Raw genomic sequence first — 20,764 nt, 5'->3', positions numbered from 1 at the left:
ATCTCCCGATCCGACTACCGTTTCTAGCCGCCGATATAGTTCATCTCGATGCGACGACGTGCTGGTGCATCCGCAGACGCAGCCCGCTCCTCACTATACCTGTCCGTCCGCTGGCGCCACACCTTGGCCAGAAGCGCATGCAGGGCCGTATCGTCTTCGTCGCTACGCAAAAGTGTTCGCAGATCTGTCCCTTCCGACGCGAACAGGCAGGTATAAATCTGCCCCTCCGACGAGAGGCGTGCGCGGGAACAGTCTCCGCAGAACGGCGCTGTGACGGAAGAAATAAACCCGACTTCTCCGCCCCCGTCGCAGTAGCGGTATCGTTGTGCCACTTCCCCGCGATAATGCGCGTCGACCGGTTCGAGCGGCCAGCGGGCGTCAAGCCGTTCCAGCAGTTCACGCGACGGAACCACTTCCGCTCGCTCCCAGTGATTGCGCGTTCCGACATCCATGTATTCGATGAACCGCAGCACGACGCCACTGTGGCGGAAGCGTTCGGCCAGTGCTTCGACGCCTGTATCGTTCAGGCCGCGCTGGATGACGGTGTTCAGTTTCACGCCGCCTGAAAAACCTGCTTTTGCAGCGCTATCGATGGCCTCCAGAACCGACTCAAGCTGCGCGCGGCCTCCGCTCATCCGCGCAAAAACCGCCGGGTCCAGACTGTCGAGACTGACCGTCACACGATTCAGCCCCGCCGCTTTCAATTCCCGAACATGCCGCTCCAGCAGAACGCCGTTCGTAGTCAGTGCAACATCTTCCACACCCTCGATGGACGCCAGACGTGCTATGAGGTCCGGCAGCTTCGGACGCAGAAGCGGCTCCCCACCTGTCAGGCGCAGTTTGCGCACCCCGAGCGATACAGCCACACGCGCCACACGTTCGATTTCGTCGAAGCTCAGACGCTCTTTGGGTTCCAGAAAGCGGAAATGTTCGTGATAGGTCGCTTCCGGCATGCAGTACGGGCAACGGAAATTGCACCGATCCATCACGGAGATCCGCAGATCATGCAGCGGACGACTGAAGCGGTCGGTCAGGGCGTTACCAGCCATGAAACAACACGGCCGTTCCACGGGGCGAAACACCCTCCCCGCGCGACAGTTCCACAAACCCGTCCGTTGAAGCCAGAAAGCTGAAATCCCCAGATGTTGGCATTGGACACGGCGTTGCGCGCGCCTGCCCTGTCGCATCGTGATGGAGTTTTACGGGCAGAAAGCGCGTCAGTGTCGGGATACGTTCGGCATCGGTATCCAGCATGACCGTGTAGGGTTCGGGGCGGCTCAGCCCCTGCCCGGCCAGAAGCATCGGCATGACATAACGCACTCCGCAGGTCGTAGCGGAAACCGGGTTGCCCGGCAGCCCGAAAACGCGCTGTCCTTCCGGTCCAACCCCGAACCATAGCGGCTTGCCCGGACGCTGCGCCACCTTGTGGAACACTCGCTCGACCCCGATTTTCGACAGTGCCTTGGGGACGTGATCGAAGGCCCCCATCGAAACGCCCCCGCTCAGGATCAGAACATCATGCCGCGAGAGCTGTTCGCGCAACGCCACGATCGTCTCCGCGAGATCGTCCGGAACGACGGAGCGTTCAATGCAGTTGAACCCGCGCGACAGGAGCGCGCCGGTTAGGGCGAATTCATTGGACCGGCGGATTTCCCAATCCCGCACAGGAGCGCCTACATCCACGAGTTCGTCGCCCGTCGCCACGATCCCGATGGAAGGAATCCGCGACACGCTGACCTGCGCATACCCATTCCCCGCAAGAACTGCCAGCGCCGGACCATCCAGCCGACGCCCCGGCGTCAGAAGTTCCGTGCCAGCGGCACAATCGGAACCCCGGCGATGGATAAACTGGCCCTTGCTCGGCTCATAGCCTTCTTCAAAGCGGATCAGTCGTCCTTCGCGAACAAGACGTTCGACCGGAACGACGGTATCCGCCCCTTCCGGCAGGACCGCACCTGTCATCACTTCCAGACAGACAGGACCGTCCGGCAAGACCTGCCCCGGTGCACCGGCGCGCTGAATCCCGTGCGAGACCAGCGTCTGGCCGCTGCCGTGACGATAGGCAATGCCGTCCATCATCACACGGTCATAAGGCGGCTGGGCGCGCTCGGCATGGATCGTCTGCTGAAGCACGCGACCGGCCGCCATCGGCAGATCCACCGTCTCGGTCCCGAAGCTGCCGGCATAATCCAGCACCAGTTCCATGGCCCGTGTAACGCTCAGGAGATCACTCATTTCCGCTCCGGTCGCTGGCGCGTCTGTTGCGCTGGCTGAAATGCCGACGCCGCGTTCCCTGCCGATATAGACCTCATGGCCCACGGATCAACAGTCTGTGGGTGAAAGGGTATGTCATAATCGTCTTTGGCGTTACCCTGACGCCTTCAAAGCGCATCAGGGACCCCCATGACGGACGCGGCACAGCTCTCTCCCCTTCCCCAGTGGCCGGACTATGGCCTGACGGACGACCTGCTTCCCACGCTTGAGCGCTGGGCCGCGGATGGGAAAAGGGCGGCTCTGGCAACGCTGGTGCGGATTACAGGCTCTTCACCGCGTCCGCTGGGAAGTGATATGGCGATCTGCGAGGACGGAGAGGTTCAGGGCTATGTGTCGGGCGGCTGCGTGGAAGCAGCCGTGCGCGTCGAGGCGCTGGAATGTCTGAAGGATGGACAGCCTCGAACACTGGATTATGGCGCGGGCAGTCCGGTTCTGGACATCCAGCTTACCTGCGGCGGCCGGATCGGTATTTTTGTGCGCCCGATCCCTGATCTCGCAGCCCATGTTGCTGTCCGCAAAACCGCACGGGACAACCGCCGCCCCATCACCCTTGTCACGGATCTCGACAGCGGGAGTATGACGTTCTGGAACGGGGTGCGCCCTACCGAACAGGAAGCAGGCCGTTTCTTTCGCCCGTACCTGCCACCTTTAAGGCTGGTTCTGGCAGGTGGAGATCCGGTCACACTGGCAATTCTGAACCTGTCCGCTGTCATGGGACTCGAAACCATTCTGATTCGGCCCTACGGACCGCCCGAGCCTCCTCCGGGACTGCCCCCGACCCGTTATTTGCGGGGAAATCTGGAGGCTGCCCTCCCTACGCTGCCACTGGACCGATGGACGGCGGTTTACAGCCTCACCCATGATGCCCATTCCGATCTGATGCTGACAGCGCATGCACTGAAATCGGACGCTTTCTGCGTCAGTGTTCTCGGCAGTCGCCGCAAAATTTCCGGACGTCTGAAAGCTCTCAGCGCAGCGGGCGTCCCTCCCGAAGCCCTTGATCGGCTGCACCTGCCCGCCGGGTTGGAAATCGGCGCACAGGCTCCCATGGAAATCGCACTCTCCATTCTGGCCCAGATGATCGCGAAACAGCCTCAATGAACCGCCACTCCGCTCTTCTTCTGGCTGCAGGGGGCAGCACGCGCCTCGGACGGCCCAAGCAGCTTCTGACGGTCAATGGCGTACCACTGGTGCGCCATATCGCAGAACTGCTGCTGGAAACGGGACCGGAGCGTCTTGTTGTCGTGACAGGTGGCCCGGCTACAGAGACAGGTCAGGCTCTCGCAGGTCTCGACAGTGTTCTGGTGCAGAATGACGACTGGAAAACCGGCATGGCGTCTTCGCTCCAATGCGGATACCGGGCGTTCGGGACAGATCCGGGCCTATTGCTGATTACTGGAACGGATCAGCCATGTCTGACATGCGAGCATCTCCGTGCCCTTCTGAGACAGGGCAACAACCATACGGATGTCGTCACAGCTTATGGAGAGGAAGGCCGGGGCATTCCGGTGTTGCTTAGCCCTACAACGCAACTACGCCTTGCCGATCTGCGCGGCGATACCGGCCTGCGCCGGCTCTGGAAAAACGGCGCCAGCACACCGGCTTTCCTCCACGCTCCCGAACTCGGCTTCGACATCGACACGCCCGAGCAGCTTGAAGCCGCGATCCGGGCGGGATGGATTGATCGGGACTGAAAAGCCGGGCTCGTTATGAACCCGGCTGGCAGAGCTCAGGAAATACGGTGAATCCAGCCATGGACGTCATTCGTCCGACCGCCCTGCACATCCGTCAGGGTTTTCTTGAGCTTCTGGGAGACCGGGCCTGGCGTTGTTCCATCCCCAAACACGGCCTCGCCCGACGGACGGACGAACCTGCCGATCGGCGAGAGAACCGCCGCCGTGCCGCAGGCAAACGCTTCCGTATATTTGCCCGAAGCCGCACCCTCAAAAAGCTCGTCGATCTCGACAGGCTCTTCAATCACCTCAATCCCCTGATCCGCAGCAAGCTGGATCAGGCTGTTGCGGGTGATGCCGCGCAGGATGGTCCCGCCCAGAGGCGGCGTGACGATCTTGCCGTCCTTGCGAACGAACATCACGTTCATGCCGCCCATTTCCTCAACGAAGCGACGCTCACGCGCATCAAGGAACAGGACCTGATCGCAACCCTTCTCCTTGGCTTCAGCCTGGGCAATCAGGCTGCCAGCATAGTTGCCGCCGCACTTGGCTTCACCCGTGCCGCCGATCGCAGCGCGCGTATAGTTTTCGGACACCCAGACGGATACACAGCCGGAGCTGAAATAGGCTCCGACCGGACAAGCGATGACGATGAACAGATACTCGTTCGCCGGCTTCACGCCGAGGAAGACCTCGTTGGAAATCATGAACGGCCGCAGATAGAGGCTCTGCCCCTCTCCAGACGGCACCCAGTCTTGGTCCACGCGCACCAGTTCATCAACAGCCTGCACAAACAGGTCTTCCGGCAGTTCCGCCATTCCCATACGACGTGCGGATTCGGCAAAGCGCGCTGCGTTGGCTTCGGGGCGGAACGTGGCGACATGGCCGTCCTTTTCCCGATAGGCCTTCATCCCCTCGAAGATCTCCTGCCCGTAATGCAGAACCGTCGAGGCCGGATCGATGCTCAAGGGGCGGCGCGGCGTGATTTTCGCATCATGCCAGCCCTTGTCCACGGAGTAGCGGATGATGGCCATGTGGTCGGTAAAGACGCGTCCAAAGGACGGATTGGCCAGCAGTTCCGTCCGCTTCACGGGATCGGTCGGGGTTTCGGTCTTTTCGATGATGAAAGGCGTCATGGGAAAACACTTCCGAAGATTCTGGTCTTTTAAAACAGCGGACGCACTCTGCCATACATGGCTCACGCTGGCGATACGGAAGATTATTTCTTTTTTGGATTTTTTTACGAAATTAAAATATCTGCCACCCCCTAAATCAGGCACAAAAAAACCCGACCATTTCTGATCGGGCTTTTCGTCGTTCGGGAAGGCTGAAAAATCAGCGCTTCGAGAACTGGAAGGAACGACGTGCCTTCGCACGGCCGTACTTCTTACGCTCGACGATACGGCTGTCACGCGTCAGGAAGCCAGCAGCCTTCAGGATGCCGCGCAGGCTCGGCTCGTAATACGTCAGCGCACGGGAGATACCGTGACGGACGGCGCCAGCCTGACCGGACAGACCGCCACCAGCGACCGTGCAATACACGTCGAACTGGTTGTAGCGATCGGAAATCAGGAACGGCTGCGTGAGAAGCATACGCAGGACCGGGCGGGCGAAATACGTCGTGACCGGACGGCCATTGACGATGATGTCACCCTTGCCAGGCTTGATCCATACGCGGGCCACGGCGTCCTTACGACGGCCGGTTGCGTAGGAACGGCCCTGGGCGTCACGCTTGACTTCGTGAACCGGGGCAGCGTTGGAGGTAACGGCAGGAGCAACGCTCGCAAGGTCCTGCAGCGTGCCGGTGCGCTCTTGGGTCTCGGACATGATACAGGCCTTACGACTCGTGGGTTACGGTGTTTTTGCGGTTCATCGCAGCAACGTCCAGCTTGACGGGCTTCTGGCCGTCATGCGGGTGCTCGGAACCGGCATAGACATACAGGTGCTTCATCTGGGCGCGCTGCAGAGGACCACGGGTGATCATACGCTCAACAGCCTTCTCGACAACTTCACCCGGGTGCTTGCCCGTGAGACGCTGCGTGATGGTGCGCTCCTTGATTCCACCCGGATGACCCGTGTGGTAGTGGAACAGCTTCTGCCCGACCTTGTTGCCCGTGAGGACAACCTTCTCAGCGTTGATGACGACGATGTTGTCGCCGCAATCAACGTGCGGGGTGAACTGCGGCTTGTGCTTTCCGCGCAGGCGGGTGGCGATGATGGTGGCGAGACGGCCGAGAACGAGCCCTTCGGCGTCGATCAGCACCCAGTTCTTCGTCACCTCCGCTGGCTTCAGCGAACGTGTGGTCTTCATTAGTGACATTCCAGCTTGGGGTGCGCCCACAAAGGCCGCACCGTGGATGGCGCCTGTGGTCAAAACGATGTCCGAAGACACCCTCCTTCCCCACGAGGCGGATCAGGTGGGGCCTTATTGCCGTCTGCGGCGCGCGCGTCAAGCCCCGTTCACACATTGAATTATGTGATTCGCAGCAGTTTTCAGCCATTTTTGGCAATATGGTATCCCATTACCGCAACAAAAACGAGGTCCGCATTGCTCCATGTCACGACAATGGTATCCTGCGGCCACACAGAACGTTCGCGCCCGACGCCTGTGCGGGGCCGTTTAGACAGGAACATCAACGTGAAAAAACCCTGGCTCGCGGCGAGCCTGATTTCAGTAACGGCTGTGATCGGCCTGGCCGGTGTTCATCACGAAGCCCATATGGAGCTGGTCCGCGGTCTGTCGAGCTTCCGGGCGGCCCTTCCGCCCGGAACCACATTCACTTACGGAACCGCCACACCGTCCATCCTCGCTCTCGGCGCCACCCTGACGGATATCACTCTGCGCGACGGCTCCATCACCCTGCGCGCCTCCCGGATGCGGCTGGGGCACCCCCGCCCGATGCCAGATGGCAGGCTTTCCATCCGCGGCGTAGAAGTCCGCGAACCCTTTCTTCAGACACCGACCCAGATCATTCACGGTAGCACGCTCAGCCTGCGAAAACTGATCCTGCCGAAAGCACGGGAGGCAGCAGAGGGCCATTCCCGCATCGATCTGGCGCATGTCACCCTTGCCCACGGGCAGATTGAACAGCTTTCAATCCAGAATCTCGCGCAGTCCTCGCCCCCCGCCCCCGTGAACGTTCACAGTCTCTTCACCCGACGCCTGATAGTGGACAATTACGGACCGGCCCTGCTCACAACCCTGCGGACCGATGCTGCAACAGTGGCTTACGAACGCACGCTTCAGGCTCCCGGTCATGATCCGCAGCTTGTCAGCGGTCAGGCCAGTCTGGAACGGCTCGATCTGAAACAGGTCGATCTCGCGGCACAGGTCGCAGCGCTCTGGGATCATCTCCCGCTCCCGTCGCAAATGGCGCCTCCTCAGAGCTTTGCGGCCCATAATTTCAGACTGAACATGACTTCTGGCCTGTTCCGGCTGGACGATCTGCACGGGACAGGCACTCTGGAAAACCAGATCGCGACCGTGACGCAGGATCTGAAAGGCTTTCACTTTCAGAGCGACGAAAAACTTCCCTTTCACATCAACGGTGCGGGCTCGACCGCGCATTATGTGCAAGTCTCAAACCTCGCGGATCACACGTCGCGGACGAACGCCACCCTCGCAGTTCCGGGTTTTATGACCCTTACCGCCGATGCGCGCACCATCCAGACAGACTTCACAGAAAGACATCCGTCGCAACAGCAGTTGCTTCAGTCCACAGCTCTGCAGAACGTCACGATCTCCCTGCAGGGCGATCGGCTTCTTGATGCCGGTTTCCTTCTTGCAGCACGACAGATCGGAAACGGCACCACCGCAGAGCAGATCCGCGAACAGACCGCACAAATCCTGCAGGCGGGCCTTTCTGCCAACCCGGCTCTCGCAGCGATTCCAGATTATGTGGAACATCCCGCAGGCCGTACTCTGACGGTCACTTACGCTTCCGCAACGCCGATGACCCTGACGGCGCTCAATGCAGCCATGTCTTCACCCGCTGCAATGCTGACGTTCCTCGCTTCCCCCGATCTGAAGGCTTTTGCACAATGACGCCCGAAGACATCACACATCACACATCGCCGATCAGTGGCCCGGTCTGCATCATCGGTGCCAGCGGACGCTCAGGAGCGGCCCTGTGCCGTACTCTTCTGGCGCAAGGGCAGAAGATCATTGCTGTCGTCCGCAGTCAGGGCAATCTGGCGCCGGACATCGCACAGGCCTGTCAGGCCGTTCGGATTGCCGATCTGACAGACCCCACCACGCTGCCGCTGGCCTTCGAAGATGCCGCAATTGTCGTGAATACGGCCCACGCGCGCCACCTGCCCGCCATTCTCGCAGCCACGACAGCGCCCATCGTCGCTCTGGGCAGCACGCGCAAGTTTACAAACTGGCCGGACGATCACGGACGCGGCGTTCTGACCGGTGAGGCTGCACTTCAGGCAGATGGTCGCCCTTCGATTCTGCTGCATCCGACCATGATTTACGGCGCTCAGGGCGAAGACAACGTGCAAAGGCTGGCCAAGCTGCTGGAACGTCTGCCGGTCATTCCGCTGCCGGGCGGAGGGCGCGCCCTTGTGCAGCCCATCGACCAGCGCGACGTAACACGGTGCGTCGTTGCAGCCATCCGCCTCATTCAGAGCGGAGATGTCTCAGGCCCTGAGAGTATCGTCATCGCAGGCCCGACCGCTGTGGCATACCGGACCTTTGTTCGGATGGTTCTGTATTTTGCTGAGCTTGGCGGACGCCCCATCATTTCCCTACCGGGATGGATGCTCATGGCACTGTCTCATGTCACGCGCCATATCCGCAGGCTGCCCCAGATCGCCCCGGAAGAAATCCGCAGACTTCTGGAAGACAAAAACTTCGATATCGGCCCGATGGAACATCGTCTGGGGGTGACGCCCATCCCGCTTGCCAACGGGCTTCATCACCTGTTCGGACGCCGTTCCAACGAGAAACGCAAACCCTGATCCGTTGAAGATCAGGGTTTGCGGCCTGCCTCAGTTGCGGGCGTAAACGTCTTCGATACGCACGATGTCGTCTTCGCCCAGATAGGGGCCGGACTGGACTTCGATGAGCGTTAGCGGAATGCGGCCCGGATTCTCAAGACGGTGCACACAGCCCAGCGGCAGATAGACGCTCTCGTTCTCACGAACCATGATCTGGTCCGTATCGCGCGTCACAAGCGCCGTCCCGCCAACGACGACCCAGTGCTCGGCACGATGGAAGTGCTTCTGCAGCGAGAGTTTCTGTCCCGGCTCGACCACGATCCGCTTGACCTGGAAACGGTCCGCCTGAATCAGGCTCTCATAGAAGCCCCACGGGCGATACATGCGATTATGCGCCACCGCTTCCTTACGGCCAGCCTTCTTCAGACGGTTGACCATGTGCTTGACGTCCTGCGCACGGTCACGATGCGATACCATGACAGCATCCTGCGTCACAACGACGACCAGATCTTCAACGCCAGTGACCGTGGCAACGATTCCGTCCGACCGAACGTAACAGTTCTTGGCACCATCAAGGAAAACGTCTCCGAACGTGGCATTGCCCGCATCGTCCTTGGGAGACAGATCCCAGAGCGCATCCCAGCTTCCGATATCCGACCATCCGAACGTACCCGGCACCACAGCCGCACGCTTCGTACGCTCGGCGACGGCGTAATCCACGGAGATATCCGGAGCCTGACGGAAGCTCGCATCATCCAGCCGGTCAAAATCCAGATCGCTGTGACGGGCCTGCACAGCCTGTCCGACATGCTCATAGATGTCCGGCTCGAACGTCTTGATTTCGGAGAGGAAAACGCTGGCCTGCGTCACGAACATGCCGGAATTCCACAGATACCGGCCATCGCGGAAGAAAGCCTCTGCGGTTGCGGCATCAGGCTTCTCGACAAAGCGCGACACTTCGAAAACACCATCCAGCCCCGGAAGAGCCGCGCCGCTCTCAATATAGCCATAGCCGGTTTCAACGCGCGTCGGCTTCATGCCGAATGTCACGATCCGCCCTTCGGCTGCCGCAGAGACGGCCTGTCCCAGAGACGCATAAAGCGCAGCTTCGTCGGTAATCGCGGCATCCGCAGCCATGATCCACAGAATAGCGTCCGGATCGGTTTCGGCCACGAGGAAAGCTGCTGCGGCAATAGCGGGCGCGGAATTGCGGCCGACGGGTTCAAGCATGATCCGGGCATTATCGACACCGACATCCCGCAACTGTTCCGCCACGATAAAGCGATGCTCGGAATTACAGATCACGATCGGTGCCGAGAGTTCCGCACGGACACCGCGCAGAGCGGTTTCCTGAATCAGAGTCCGTTCCGTCAGGAGGGGCCAGAACTGTTTGGGATAGCTGCTGCGCGACACTGGCCAGAGGCGGCTGCCTGATCCACCGGAGAGAATGACTGGAACAATCTTCTGAGACATAAGGGGGCTCACGCTTTTTCATCCAGGAGATGGGGGCCATACAGCCTACCCGAATGACCGGCACCATACATGAAGGTGAGAGCTATTCCAATTTTGCTTTACAGATACTTTCGCCAAATCCAATATTGATTTAATATTAATGATTACAACGCACAAAAACGAGTCCGGAAAGCGGTAGAGATTGACTACCGACAGTAGCAGGTCTTCTTGTCTCCGCACGGGAAACAGCCTCGCCTGCGGAGAAACAGATCCATGAGACAGAACATTTTCTCCTCAGGCATCCTGCTGGCACTTCTCGGATACGCCGCCTTTGCCATCAGCGATGCCTGCTCAAAAGGACTTGCGGGGCACCTCGATCCTTTCGAAGTCGCTTTTTCAGGCGGCGTTTTTGGCTTTCTGCTGCTGCCCTTCATCCGCCGGCCAGACGAACCCTATTCTGATATTTTCGCGACGAACCGGCCGGGCATGTGGATTCTGCGCGCTGTTTCAACATTCGTCTCAACAGCCGCCAGCGTCATGGCTTTCATGCTGCTTCCCATGCCAGAAGCGCTGTCGCTGATGTTTCTGATGCCGTTCTTCGTCACCATCATTTCCGTCACGATCCTGAAGGAAAAGGTTTCGTTCTGGACGTGGCTTTCCGTTGGAATCGGTTTTCTGGGCGTGTTGATTGTCCTGCGTCCCGGCGCCCGGGCGTTCCATCTCGGCCATGTCTGCGCCATCGTCGCCGCGCTCGCCAATGCCAGCAGCGTCGTGTCTTATCGACTGGCCGGAGACAAAAGCGCACGGCTTTCCCTGTTCGGATCAAGCCTGTTCGGACCGCTGATCGGCGACGGCCTTCTCATGATCACCCATGCCTCATGGCCACATGGGATGAGGGTCTGGGCGCTTCTGTTCGGATACGGTTTTCTGGCCGCTCTGGGGCAACTATTCATGATGATGGCCACAGCCGTCGCTCCCGCGAACCGGGTCGCGCTGCCGCAATACAGCCAGATGGTCTGGGCTGTCGCGTTCAGCTACCTGCTGTTTCATCAGCCATTGGACAACTGGACATTCATGGGAATCATCGTCGTGACGCTGTCGGGCATGCTGAACTGGATCCGGCAGAAACTACGCTTCGAGCGCATGGCGCTGGAAGAACGCTGGGAGCACAGACACAACCATCAGGCTGATACTGCCAAGCCCAGATGAATGTTCATTCAGATTTTCAGAAGAAATGCTGGGGCGAATGACGGGGATCGAACCCGCGACAACCGGTACCACAAACCGGCGCTCTACCGACTGAGCTACATCCGCCACACAGCGACGCACTCTCTAGAGGAAGGTTGGGGCACTCGTCCAGTCCTTTAAAGCATTTTTTTTCACACTCCTGATTTTTTTTGGCCGCTTCCACCCGCGCTCATGTCGGTTCTCCCGGCAATTCCATCTCTTCAATCCTGAGGCCAGCCGGGTTACACTGCATGCATCATTGCCGCGCCGGGCCTGAATACGTCGCACCCCGTTCACGCCCTGCCCTCAAGGATTTTCATGACTCCCGCTCTCTATCGTCGCCAGTGGGCACAGAACCCTCTGCGCGAAGTGCTGGCCGGAATGGTCGGAACCTTTGCCCTCATTCCCGAGGTCATTGCCTTTTCCTATATCGCCGGGATTTCGCCAGCGGTCTCGCTGTTCGCCTCATTCGTCATTTCCGTTTCAATCGCCATTTTCGGTGGCCGTCCGGGAATGATTTCGGGCGCCGCGGGATCTGTCGCTCTGGTGGCCGCGCCGCTGGTTCATGCCCATGGCGTTCAGGCCATGCTGCTCGCCACACTGGTTGCCGGTGGGCTTCAGGTCCTGTTTGGTATGCTGCGGCTTCAGGCCGTCATGCGCTTTGTCCCGGCAGAGGTCCGGACCGGCTTTGTCAACGCTCTGGCCATCATGATTTTTGCTGCGCAGGTCCCACAAATGCTGGGGGTGAGCTGGCACACCTATGCGCTGATCGCGCTGGGCCTTGCCATTATCTATCTACTGCCCCGTCTGTCCGATGCCATTCCCTCTCCGCTGATCTGCATCGTGGTTCTCACTGCCATCACGATGTTTTATCCGATGCCGGTTCATACCGTCTCCGATCTCGGCGACCTCCCGACCGGTCTTCCCAGTCTGACTTTTCCGCATATCGCGCTGAACTGGGCCACATGGTCCGTGGTGCTGCCTTATGCTCTGGCTATGGCCGCCGTGGGCCTGCTGGAATCCATGATGACGGCCTCCGTCGTGGATGACATCACCGATACCCATGGCGACCAGCGCATGGAATGCACGGGCCTTGGGATTTCCAACATTCTCGTTGGCGCCTTTGGGGGCATCGCGGGCTGTGGCATGATCGGCCAGACCGTTGGCAATCTGCGCTATGGCGGACGCGGGCGTCTGTCCACTTTCACAGCAGGCGCGTTCCTGCTGGCCCTCATGGTACTGCTGCACCGCTGGGTCGGGCAGGTTCCGATGGCCGCGCTGGTCGCCATCATGATCATGGTTTCCGCCAGCACGTTCTCCTGGGGGAGCCTGCGCGACCTTACTCGCCATCCGCGTCTGTCCAGCCTGACCATGCTCGTCACCGTGGCTGTGGTCGTGATGACCCACGATCTGGCAGCCGGTGTCGCGGTCGGCGTCATGCTCTCAGGCGTATTCTTCGCCTGGCACGCCGCAAGCCTCCTGCGGGTCACGGAAAAGCGTTCCGGCGATGTGTTGACATATAGCGCGTCCGGTCAGGTTTTCTTCGCATCCGCCGACAGCCTCTCGGACGCGATCGACTACCATACCGATGCCTCTCATGTTGTGCTGGATCTGAGCGAGGCCCGCCTGTGGGACATCACGTCCGTTCAGGTTCTGGAAAAAATTATCGGCAAACTACAGGCGCGCGGCCGTACCGTCGAAGTTATGGGGCTGCATCCCGAACGGCATGGCATTCTGGCAAGCCAGTCGAACGAAGCCCTGCTCGCGCTGTAAAAGACAATCCGGGCGGGGCAGATTGGGCCTGAATTCCGTCCAATCTTTAATCTGGCTGTAATCTGCCCCCATACCCCTGCCCACGCTCTGACGATAAGAAGAGATTATGGAGCCGTCCCCAGCATCCCCATCAGCTTTAACGCGAAAGATTCCCCGCGATCATCGCGTGGATGCCCTGCGCGGTCTCGCGCTGCTGATGATGCTGGTGGACCATGTTCCGGATGATCTGCTCAATCGCATCACCATCCGCAATTTCGGATTTGCCGATGCCGCCGAGATTTTCGTCATGCTGGCGGGTTACGCCTCCTATCTGGCTTATGGGCGCCTGATCGACCGCGAAGGCTGGAAAACCGGCATTCACCGTATTCTAGCCCGCTGCCTGAAGCTGTACTTGTACCAGACTGGCATGACGCTGGTGTTTGTCTGGACGGTTCGGCAGTGGCGGCACTATCAGCCGTTGCCCGAATATACGATCGAGCCCCAACTCGCGCACGGCTATAGCTGGCTGTGGCGTATCCTGACCTTCGATGCGCTCCCCAGCTACCTGAATATCCTGCCGCTTTATGTGGTGCTTCTGGCGCTGTTTCCGCTGATTTACTGGATTCTCAAGCGCAGCCTGTGGCTGCTTGTCGCGCTCAGTGTCGGCATCTGGGCCATCGCCAATCTGGACCCGCACCTCACCATTCCCAACTGGCTCGATCCCAGTGGATGGTATCTCAATCCGTTCGGCTGGCAGTTTCTCTATATCCTCGGGATTCTGGGGGCTGTCTGGGCCTCGAAAAACAACGGCGATCTACCGTATCGCCCTTGGGCCAAAGCTCTGTGTCTGGCCTATCTCGCAGGCGCGTTTGTGCTGTGCTTTCCCTACGAATACTGGCACGTCCCGTTTCTGCGGATTTTTCCGGCCCCGCCCAATACGGGCAAATCCACGCTAGCCATCTGGCGGCTGCTGGACATCATGGCGATCTTTTATCTGGTGCAGTCTTCTGCTGCGCTACGCCGCATCTCCGCCGACCGCATTGGCCAGAGCCTCGCCCTGCTTGGACGGAACTCGCTGGAAGTCTTCGCCTGCAGCACGGTGCTAGACCTACTGGGACGGCTGATGTTCGCCAGCTTCGGCATCAATCTGTGGGAACAGCTTGTGATGAATGTGGTCGGCCTCGGTCTGACCTATGCGCTGGCCATACCGCTGGACCGTGTCCGTCAGCGCGCCAGAGCCGCCCGCGCCTCTTCGCGCAGCGCGGCTCCGGCGACACCGGCGTCCCAGTAGAAAAACTCAGACGTCAGGCTGCACGATCCGGTCTGGATGAAGCAGTTCGAAACGCTCCAGATCCGCCGAGAACAGACGGACCTGCACATCGATCCCGTCATCCCGGTCTGTGCGGCCAACCACTTCGCCATGCTGGTAGAGCCATGCCAGCGCCGCGCCATCCGTAATGGGCAGACGCACATCAACGGATTTCATGGAGCGCGTCAGATACTGATCCAGAACCTCGAACAGGTCTGGCAGACCTTCGCCTGTGATGGCGGAAATCGCGACGGCATTCTCACGCTTCGGAACAGCCTCGACACCGCCCACCAGATCGGCCTTGTTCAGAACCTCGATCGTGCGGTCCGACCAGTGTGAATCCAGCACCCCGTCTCTCACCATGCCGTCCAGCACGTTCAGGACGTCTGCCCGCTGAGCCACGCTGTCAGGATGCGAAATATCGCGCACATGCAGAATCACATCCGCCTGCGCCACTTCTTCAAGCGTTGCCCGGAAGGCAGCGATCAGTTCGGTTGGGAGTTCACTGATGAATCCCACAGTGTCGGACAGGATCACATTGCGCCCAGAGGGCAGACGCATGCCGCGCATGGTCGGGTCCAGCGTAGCGAAAAGCTGGTCCTGCGCATGAACGGACGCTCCGGTCAGGGCATTGAACAGCGTGGACTTGCCCGCATTGGTGTAGCCCACGAGGGCCACGACCGGGAACGGGACGCGCTTGCGGGATTCACGATGCAGGCCGCGTGTCCGGCGCACCTGTTCCAGCTCTTTGCGGATCTTTCCGATCCGCTCGGCCAGCATCCGGCGGTCGGCTTCCATCTGCGTCTCACCCGGACCACCAAGGAAGCCGAAGCCACCCCGCTGACGCTCAAGATGGGTCCAGAGCCGCACAAGGCGCGAACGCTGATATTCCAGATGAGCCAGCTCGACCTGCAACACACCTTCACGGGTGGCGGCACGCGCGCCAAAAATATCAAGGATCAGCCCCGTCCGGTCCACAACCTTGCAGGCCAGCGCCTTTTCAAGATTACGCTGCTGTCCGGGTGACAGGCGCGCATCGATGACGACCACATCCACGTCGTCGAGCTTGACCGCCTCGGCGAGCTGCTCGACCTGACCGCTTCCCAGCAGGGTTGCGGGTCGGCGCGCGCGCAGCAGGATCGCGGCCTGACGCACCACGACCAGCCCGATCGACGCCGTCAGACCCACCGCTTCCTCAAGGCGCGCATCCGCCGCACGGATTTCTTCCTGCGGCCCCGATTTTTCCCACGGCAGAATGACGGCGGCGCGTGTTGCGGGTTTTTTGGTCTCGAAACCGCTCAAAGTTCTTCTTCCACAAAATTCATCGCCGTGACCGGCATGATCGTGCTGACGGCATGTTTGTAAACAAGCTGCACGTGGCCATCCCGCCGCAGCAACAGGGTCTGCGCATCCGACTGGGCCAGGATTCCCTGAAGCTTCACGCCATTGACCAGAAAGACCGTCACGGAGGCTTCCGTCCGGCGCAGATGATCGAGAAAGGCCTCCTGAACGGCACGAGGGCCGACAGGAGAGGAATGTTCTGAAGTCACGCTGTTATCAGTCGACAGAGGAAAGAGAAGGAAAACCGGCGCGTCATTTCAGCCACTCACCGGCGTGGATGACGCGGGCGCGCGGTCTTCATTGGTTGTCACGCCAAGCTGCTTGAGTTTGCGATGCAGCGCACTGCGTTCCATGCAGACGAAGCTGGCCGTCCGGCTGATGTTGCCACCAAAGCGCATGAGCTGCACCTGCAGATACTGCGTCTCGAACAGGTCCCGCGCCTCACGCAGCGGCAGGCTCATGACATCCGCACCCGAATTGAGGCGGGTCATGGACGGCGCACCCTGACTGATGGTGGAGGGCAGCATGTCTGCGCGGATCGGATCATTGCCCGTTCCCGGCATCATGATCAGCAACCGCTCCATCAGGTTGCGCAACTCCCGCACATTTCCCGGCCATTCATAGGATTGCAGCGCCGCAAGCGCGTCCACCGACAGTTCTCGCACCGGCAGGCCCGAAGACTCGGCGCAACGGTCAAGGAAGTGCCGCGCCAGACCCGGAATGTCTTCGCGCCGTTCCCGCAGGGAGGGAATCCGCAGCGGCACGACCGCAAGCCGGTAATACAGGTCTTCCCGAAACCGGTGCGCGGCGATCTCGGACTGAAGATCGCGGTTGGTGGTGGCGATGACGCGAATATCCACCTTCACCCGCGTATTACCGCCCAGACGCTCGAAGGTCTGATCCTGAAGCGCGCGGACGATCTTGCCCTGCGTTTCAGGCGGCATATCCGCGACTTCGTCGAGCAGAAGCGTTCCGCGATGGGCACGCTCCAGCACACCGCGACGCATCGGCTGGCCGTCTTCGCCCTCAAGGCCAAACAGCTCTTCTTCGAAGCGGTTGGGGGCAAGCGTCGCACAGTTCAGGGCGATAAACGGGCCTTCCGCACGGCGAGAGCGCGCATGGATCATTCGCGCTGCCACTTCCTTGCCCGCCCCGGCCGGACCACTGATCAGCACACGGGAATTGGTGGGCGCGACACGCTCGATCTGGGCGCGGATGGCCGAAATGACGGCACCCTCTCCCGAGAGAGTCGTTTCCGGCCCTGCCCTCAGACGCAACTCTGCATTTTCCCGCCGCAGTCGCGCGGCTTCCAGCGCGCGACGCACCACAACCAAAAGCCGATCTGACTGGAACGGTTTTTCGATGAAGTCATAGGCACCCAGCTTAAGGCTCGACACTGCCGTCTCGATGGTGCCGTGACCCGAGATCATGAGCGTCGGCAGGCCGGGTTCCTCGGTCTGGAAAATCTTGAGCAGTTCGATTCCATCCAGTCGGGAGCCCTGAAGCCAGATGTCCAGAATTGCTAGCGACGGACGATGCGCGCGAAAGAGTTCGAGCGCCTGATCCGAGTTGCCGGCTGTCCGGGTTCTGTAGCCCTCATCGTTCAGAATACCCTCGATGAGGAACCGGATGTCCGGTTCGTCATCGACGATCAGGATCTCATGTTCCATCTGCTGTCCTCATAGTCTGAAGGTCCGTTTCCCCGGGGACATGGCTCTCCTGCTCCCACAATGGCAGGGACAGGGTGACGCGCGTTCCCCGCTGCCCGGATGTCGGGCCACGGGAAAGGTCTGGTTCCCGATCAGTGAGCTGAAGCATCCCGGAATGGTCCTCCATGATCTTCTTGACGATCGCAAGGCCGAGGCCGGTGCCCTTCGCCTTGTGGGTTACATAAGGTTCGGTCAGCCGGTGGCGTTCCACCGTCGGCAGGCCGATCCCGTCATCTTCTATGTCTAGCAGGACATGCCCGCCGCGAATGTGCAAGCCCACCACAATGTGTCCTATTGGCTGCACTGCCTGCCCTGCGGGCTGTCCGGAAGCATTTTCTCCCGGTTTTCCGCGACCTGCCATGCTGATGGCATCGGCTGCATTCTGTAAAAGGTTTGTCAGTGCCTGACCGATGAGTCGCCGGTCACACCGCACAATTGGCCCTGACGGCGGCAGTCCGGTGGTCTCGAACACAATTTCGGGATGGGCATTGCGCTGGAGCACCAGCGCCTCCCGACACAGCCGCGAGAAGTCCTCCGGCTGCATGACGGGCTGTGGCATCCGCGCAAAGGCGGAGAACTCGTCAACCATCCGCCCGATATCGCCGACCTGCCGCACGATCGTATCGACAAGCTGCGTATAGGTCTCGGGATCGGAGTGGATTTCCTTGAGGAAACGCCGCTTCAGGCGTTCTGCCGCCAGCTGGATCGGGGTCAGCGGATTCTTGATCTCATGCGCCACGCGCCGGGCCACATCAGCCCACGCAGCCTTGCGCTGGGCGGACTGGAGATCCGTGATGTCATCGAAGGTCACGACATAACCCGCGACGTCCTGACCGCGTAGTTCCGCCACGACCCGCACGAGAAGCGTGCGCCCCGCGCCCGCACCTGCGCCCTCGCCCGGTCCACCCGGACGCTGCGCGCCTTCGGTATCCACCTGAATTTCAGCGGTGTGGACGCGCTCTGGCGCCATGCGGGCCGCGTCCAGCAAGGCGGAGAACTCCGGCACACGCTCCGTCAGTTTCCGGCCGATGGCGGGCTGGAGGTCTCGCTGGAGCACACTGGAGGCTGCGCGGTTCGGCAGTTCGATCACCTGCGCCCGGTCCAGCCCGATCACGCCCGCCGAAACACCCGCAAGCACGGTTTCGGTAAAGCGGCGGCGCTCGTTGATCTGGTCATAGGCCTGCATCAGTTCGGAGCGCTGGCTTTCGAGCTGGTCTGTCATGCTGTTGAACGCACGCGACAACCCCGTCACCTCATCGTCCTTTTCCTGCCCCGCATCTTCCGGAACCGGAACCCGAACGCCCAGATCCCCTTTGGAAATCCGCTGGGCCGCCAGAATGAGTAGCCCCAGCGGATTGGCGATCCGGTTGGCCAGCGCCAGACCGGTCAGCATTCCCACCGCCAGAACCAGCAGGCCCATCAGCGCGAAAATGACTGCAAACAGAACCTGCGTCTTGCCACGATTGGCAATCAGCCGCTGATAATCCGCAACCAGAGTATCCGTCCGGCGCATATGTTCCACCACGTCCGGATCGACTGGACGGGTAATGACCAGCATAAGCCCCGAATTACCACCCAGCGCCACCACGGCCCGCACTTTGCGCTGATCCGGGCGATCAAGAATCACGGCTTCGCCATGCCGGGCCAGTTCCACAACCGATTTCGGAGGAAGTGGCGGGGCCGTGGACATATCCGCATCGCTGCCCAGAAGGCCACCGACGGCCAGAACTTTGGAAGTCAGAGGATCGAAGACTTCCGCATCCGTCAGGCCGCGTTCCGTGACTTCATCGTCCAGAAATTCCTGAAGGCGCGCCGGGTCATGAAAAAGATCGGTCCCGCGAGAGAAAAGCTCGTCGTTCTGGACCGTGATCAACGTGTTCGCGAGCGCGAAGGCTTCGGTACGGGCGTTATCGTTATGCTCCTGCAGATAGCCGACCGCGACCGATCGTGCCTCCGTCAGGGCATCGTTCACACGGTTGGAAAACCAGATTTCCACGCCATAGTGGAAGAAGAGCGTCGCGACCGCCCCCACGACAATGGTCGGGGCGACCGCCACGATGCCGAACAGCGTAATGAGCCGCACATGCAGACGCGCGCCCGCTAGGCCAAGCCTGCGTTCGGCCACCATCCGCCCGATCTGCACCACGGCCGCCGCCGCAATCAGCATAAGCGTGATGAAATCGAGCAGGAAGACGATTGCCTGAACCTGCGGACGGTGCGCCAGAGACATGCCGCCTGACAGTACGACGAACGTCGCAAAGGCCAGTACGAGCGCCAGAACTGTCAGAAGAACCGCCCCGTTGGCACTCGTCAGCCTTGCAAACAGGCGCCTCAGGGAACGAAATTTCACTCGTCGATGCCTTTCGGGATCGTGATGTCCAGTTCGCGGATACGTTTGCGCAGGGTGTTGCGGTTCACTCCCAGAATGGAAGCAGCCCGAAGCTGATTGCCGCAGGTCCGGCGCAGAACCATTGTAATTAGTGGCCGTTCGACTTCACCCACCACACAGGCATGCAGATCGCCCGCGCCGTTTTCCAGATCACCTTCAAGATATTCAGACAAAGGCCGCTCCAGCGCCCGCTCCAGTCCGCGAGGACGCGCCGTGCCCGTACCTGCCGCCAGACGACAGACCGCGCCGATGCGTTCAGGCCCCATCCGCTGCGCCGACGGCAGCGCCGACAACCACTGGTGCAGCCCTGCCGCCAGCCCACCCTGCCGCAGAAGCAAGAGCGGATCGTGACGGCTTCCGGCGATGACGCGCAGATCCGTCTGCTCAAGACAGTCCACGAACCGGTCCTGCATCGTGGGACACAGACAGTCGATCTCGTCCAGCAGAAGGGTTCCGCCCTGTGCCTGCTGGATCCAGCCCGCCTCGGCGCTTCCAAACAGTGCAGCCTCGCGCAGAGCGCGCGGGGTGGCGGTCAGGGCCGCAACCACGAAAGGATGCTGCGCGCGCGGACTGTGGCCGTGGAGCCTGCGGGCCACGTCCTGCCGGTCCAGCCGGGAGGCCCCGTAAAGGAAAACCGGATGACAGCCTTGCTCGACCAGACCGGATACGGACACTTCCGTCATGAAGGGCGCAT

18 protein-coding genes and 1 tRNA gene are annotated in these 20,764 nt (G+C 60.6%); 7 read left to right on the top strand and 12 right to left on the bottom strand.

Translation table 11 applies throughout. The features are described 5' to 3' along the window. Positions 1-23 precede the first annotated feature (23 nt). Positions 24-1,049, bottom strand: coding sequence for a GTP 3',8-cyclase MoaA (gene moaA / locus JK176_RS05415; protein ID WP_211586907.1), 1,026 nt, complete (start codon positions 1,047-1,049; stop codon positions 24-26). Then, entirely contained in the window at positions 1,039-2,235 is a 1,197-nt protein-coding gene (locus JK176_RS05410; RefSeq protein ID WP_211586906.1) for a molybdopterin molybdotransferase MoeA, read from the bottom strand. The genes moaA and JK176_RS05410 overlap by 11 nt, the downstream gene beginning before the upstream one ends. Before the next feature lie 168 nt (positions 2,236-2,403). Here JK176_RS05410 and JK176_RS05405 point away from each other — a divergent pair, with 168 nt between their 5' ends. Beyond that, the gene (locus JK176_RS05405) at positions 2,404-3,375 is read left to right on the top strand and encodes an XdhC family protein (RefSeq protein WP_211586905.1); all 972 of its coding nucleotides are present in this window, start codon (positions 2,404-2,406) and stop codon (positions 3,373-3,375) included. After that, positions 3,372-3,968: an NTP transferase domain-containing protein gene (locus tag JK176_RS05400; protein WP_211586904.1), complete on the top strand. Its 597-nt coding sequence runs from the start codon at positions 3,372-3,374 to the stop codon at positions 3,966-3,968. The genes JK176_RS05405 and JK176_RS05400 overlap by 4 nt, the downstream gene beginning before the upstream one ends. Positions 3,969-4,003: 35 nt before the next feature. Here the strand turns inward: JK176_RS05400 and JK176_RS05395 are convergent, their stop codons facing one another. The 3 genes from JK176_RS05395 to rplM form a co-directional block, all read right to left on the bottom strand. Next, on the bottom strand, positions 4,004-5,083 hold the full coding sequence (locus JK176_RS05395) for a branched-chain amino acid aminotransferase (protein WP_211586902.1): 1,080 nt from the start codon (positions 5,081-5,083) through the stop codon (positions 4,004-4,006). A 199-nt stretch (positions 5,084-5,282) separates the two neighbouring features. Beyond that, positions 5,283-5,774: a 30S ribosomal protein S9 gene (gene rpsI / locus JK176_RS05390; protein WP_062028979.1), complete on the bottom strand. Its 492-nt coding sequence runs from the start codon at positions 5,772-5,774 to the stop codon at positions 5,283-5,285. A gap of 10 nt (positions 5,775-5,784) precedes the next feature. Next, positions 5,785-6,258 (bottom strand): 50S ribosomal protein L13, encoded by a 474-nt coding sequence (rplM, locus tag JK176_RS05385; protein ID WP_062028977.1) that lies wholly within the window; start codon positions 6,256-6,258, stop codon positions 5,785-5,787. A 327-nt stretch (positions 6,259-6,585) separates the two neighbouring features. Here rplM and JK176_RS05380 point away from each other — a divergent pair, with 327 nt between their 5' ends. Next, positions 6,586-7,992, top strand: a complete 1,407-nt coding sequence (locus JK176_RS05380; protein ID WP_211586901.1) for a hypothetical protein — start codon at positions 6,586-6,588, stop codon at positions 7,990-7,992. Further along, positions 7,989-8,912, top strand: coding sequence for an SDR family oxidoreductase (locus tag JK176_RS05375; protein ID WP_211586900.1), 924 nt, complete (start codon positions 7,989-7,991; stop codon positions 8,910-8,912). The genes JK176_RS05380 and JK176_RS05375 overlap by 4 nt, the downstream gene beginning before the upstream one ends. A gap of 30 nt (positions 8,913-8,942) precedes the next feature. On the opposite strand, the gene JK176_RS05370 is transcribed toward JK176_RS05375, so the two are convergent. Continuing rightward, positions 8,943-10,364 (bottom strand): mannose-1-phosphate guanylyltransferase/mannose-6-phosphate isomerase, encoded by a 1,422-nt coding sequence (locus JK176_RS05370; RefSeq protein ID WP_211586899.1) that lies wholly within the window; start codon positions 10,362-10,364, stop codon positions 8,943-8,945. A gap of 252 nt (positions 10,365-10,616) precedes the next feature. Between JK176_RS05370 and JK176_RS05365 the strand changes: the two genes are divergently transcribed. Further along, positions 10,617-11,552 (top strand): DMT family transporter, encoded by a 936-nt coding sequence (locus JK176_RS05365; RefSeq protein WP_211586898.1) that lies wholly within the window; start codon positions 10,617-10,619, stop codon positions 11,550-11,552. Positions 11,553-11,581: 29 nt separating this feature from the next. On the opposite strand, the gene JK176_RS05360 is transcribed toward JK176_RS05365, so the two are convergent. Continuing rightward, positions 11,582-11,657 (bottom strand) — tRNA-His (locus JK176_RS05360). Between the two features lie 231 nt (positions 11,658-11,888). Between JK176_RS05360 and JK176_RS05355 the strand changes: the two genes are divergently transcribed. Together JK176_RS05355 and JK176_RS05350 are read left to right on the top strand one after the other, a co-directional pair. Beyond that, positions 11,889-13,343, top strand: a complete 1,455-nt coding sequence (locus tag JK176_RS05355) for a SulP family inorganic anion transporter (protein WP_211586896.1) — start codon at positions 11,889-11,891, stop codon at positions 13,341-13,343. A gap of 106 nt (positions 13,344-13,449) precedes the next feature. After that, the gene (locus tag JK176_RS05350; protein WP_211586895.1) at positions 13,450-14,613 is read left to right on the top strand and encodes an OpgC family protein; all 1,164 of its coding nucleotides are present in this window, start codon (positions 13,450-13,452) and stop codon (positions 14,611-14,613) included. A gap of 6 nt (positions 14,614-14,619) precedes the next feature. On the opposite strand, the gene hflX is transcribed toward JK176_RS05350, so the two are convergent. The 5 genes from hflX to JK176_RS05325 are packed head-to-tail and all read right to left on the bottom strand — an operon-like array spanning position 14,620 to position 20,753. Then, positions 14,620-15,933 carry a GTPase HflX gene (hflX, locus tag JK176_RS05345; RefSeq protein WP_211586892.1) on the bottom strand — a complete coding sequence of 438 codons (1,314 nt, stop codon included), beginning with the start codon at positions 15,931-15,933 and terminating at the stop codon, positions 14,620-14,622. Continuing rightward, positions 15,930-16,181 carry an RNA chaperone Hfq gene (gene hfq, locus JK176_RS05340; RefSeq protein ID WP_194262250.1) on the bottom strand — a complete coding sequence of 84 codons (252 nt, stop codon included), beginning with the start codon at positions 16,179-16,181 and terminating at the stop codon, positions 15,930-15,932. The genes hflX and hfq overlap by 4 nt, the downstream gene beginning before the upstream one ends. 48 nt (positions 16,182-16,229) lie before the next feature. Further along, positions 16,230-17,642, bottom strand: a complete 1,413-nt coding sequence (locus JK176_RS05335; RefSeq protein WP_194267891.1) for a sigma-54 dependent transcriptional regulator — start codon at positions 17,640-17,642, stop codon at positions 16,230-16,232. Continuing rightward, entirely contained in the window at positions 17,632-20,031 is a 2,400-nt protein-coding gene (locus JK176_RS05330) for a PAS domain-containing sensor histidine kinase (protein WP_211586891.1), read from the bottom strand. The genes JK176_RS05335 and JK176_RS05330 overlap by 11 nt, the downstream gene beginning before the upstream one ends. Beyond that, entirely contained in the window at positions 20,028-20,753 is a 726-nt protein-coding gene (locus tag JK176_RS05325; protein ID WP_211586890.1) for a sigma 54-interacting transcriptional regulator, read from the bottom strand. The genes JK176_RS05330 and JK176_RS05325 overlap by 4 nt, the downstream gene beginning before the upstream one ends. Positions 20,754-20,764 lie beyond the last annotated feature (11 nt).

It is taken from the genome of Gluconobacter sp. Dm-73 (assembly GCF_018256215.1).
GTDB lineage: Bacteria > Pseudomonadota > Alphaproteobacteria > Acetobacterales > Acetobacteraceae > Gluconobacter > Gluconobacter cadivus.
This window is presented reverse-complemented; position numbering and strand designations above follow the sequence as displayed.

Coding starts and splice junctions, on each gene's coding strand:
- JK176_RS05395 (WP_211586902.1), bottom strand. CDS start 5,083: ATGACGCCTTTCATCATCGAAAAGACCGAAACCCCGACCGATCCCGTG.
- JK176_RS05355 (WP_211586896.1), top strand. CDS start 11,889: ATGACTCCCGCTCTCTATCGTCGCCAGTGGGCACAGAACCCTCTGCGC.
- rpsI (WP_062028979.1), bottom strand. CDS start 5,774: ATGTCCGAGACCCAAGAGCGCACCGGCACGCTGCAGGACCTTGCGAGC.
- JK176_RS05410 (WP_211586906.1), bottom strand. CDS start 2,235: ATGAGTGATCTCCTGAGCGTTACACGGGCCATGGAACTGGTGCTGGAT.
- JK176_RS05370 (WP_211586899.1), bottom strand. CDS start 10,364: ATGTCTCAGAAGATTGTTCCAGTCATTCTCTCCGGTGGATCAGGCAGC.
- JK176_RS05325 (WP_211586890.1), bottom strand. CDS start 20,753: ATGACGGAAGTGTCCGTATCCGGTCTGGTCGAGCAAGGCTGTCATCCG.
- moaA (WP_211586907.1), bottom strand. CDS start 1,049: ATGGCTGGTAACGCCCTGACCGACCGCTTCAGTCGTCCGCTGCATGAT.
- JK176_RS05375 (WP_211586900.1), top strand. CDS start 7,989: ATGACGCCCGAAGACATCACACATCACACATCGCCGATCAGTGGCCCG.
- JK176_RS05400 (WP_211586904.1), top strand. CDS start 3,372: ATGAACCGCCACTCCGCTCTTCTTCTGGCTGCAGGGGGCAGCACGCGC.
- JK176_RS05335 (WP_194267891.1), bottom strand. CDS start 17,642: ATGGAACATGAGATCCTGATCGTCGATGACGAACCGGACATCCGGTTC.
- JK176_RS05350 (WP_211586895.1), top strand. CDS start 13,450: ATGGAGCCGTCCCCAGCATCCCCATCAGCTTTAACGCGAAAGATTCCC.
- rplM (WP_062028977.1), bottom strand. CDS start 6,258: ATGAAGACCACACGTTCGCTGAAGCCAGCGGAGGTGACGAAGAACTGG.
- JK176_RS05405 (WP_211586905.1), top strand. CDS start 2,404: ATGACGGACGCGGCACAGCTCTCTCCCCTTCCCCAGTGGCCGGACTAT.
- JK176_RS05365 (WP_211586898.1), top strand. CDS start 10,617: ATGAGACAGAACATTTTCTCCTCAGGCATCCTGCTGGCACTTCTCGGA.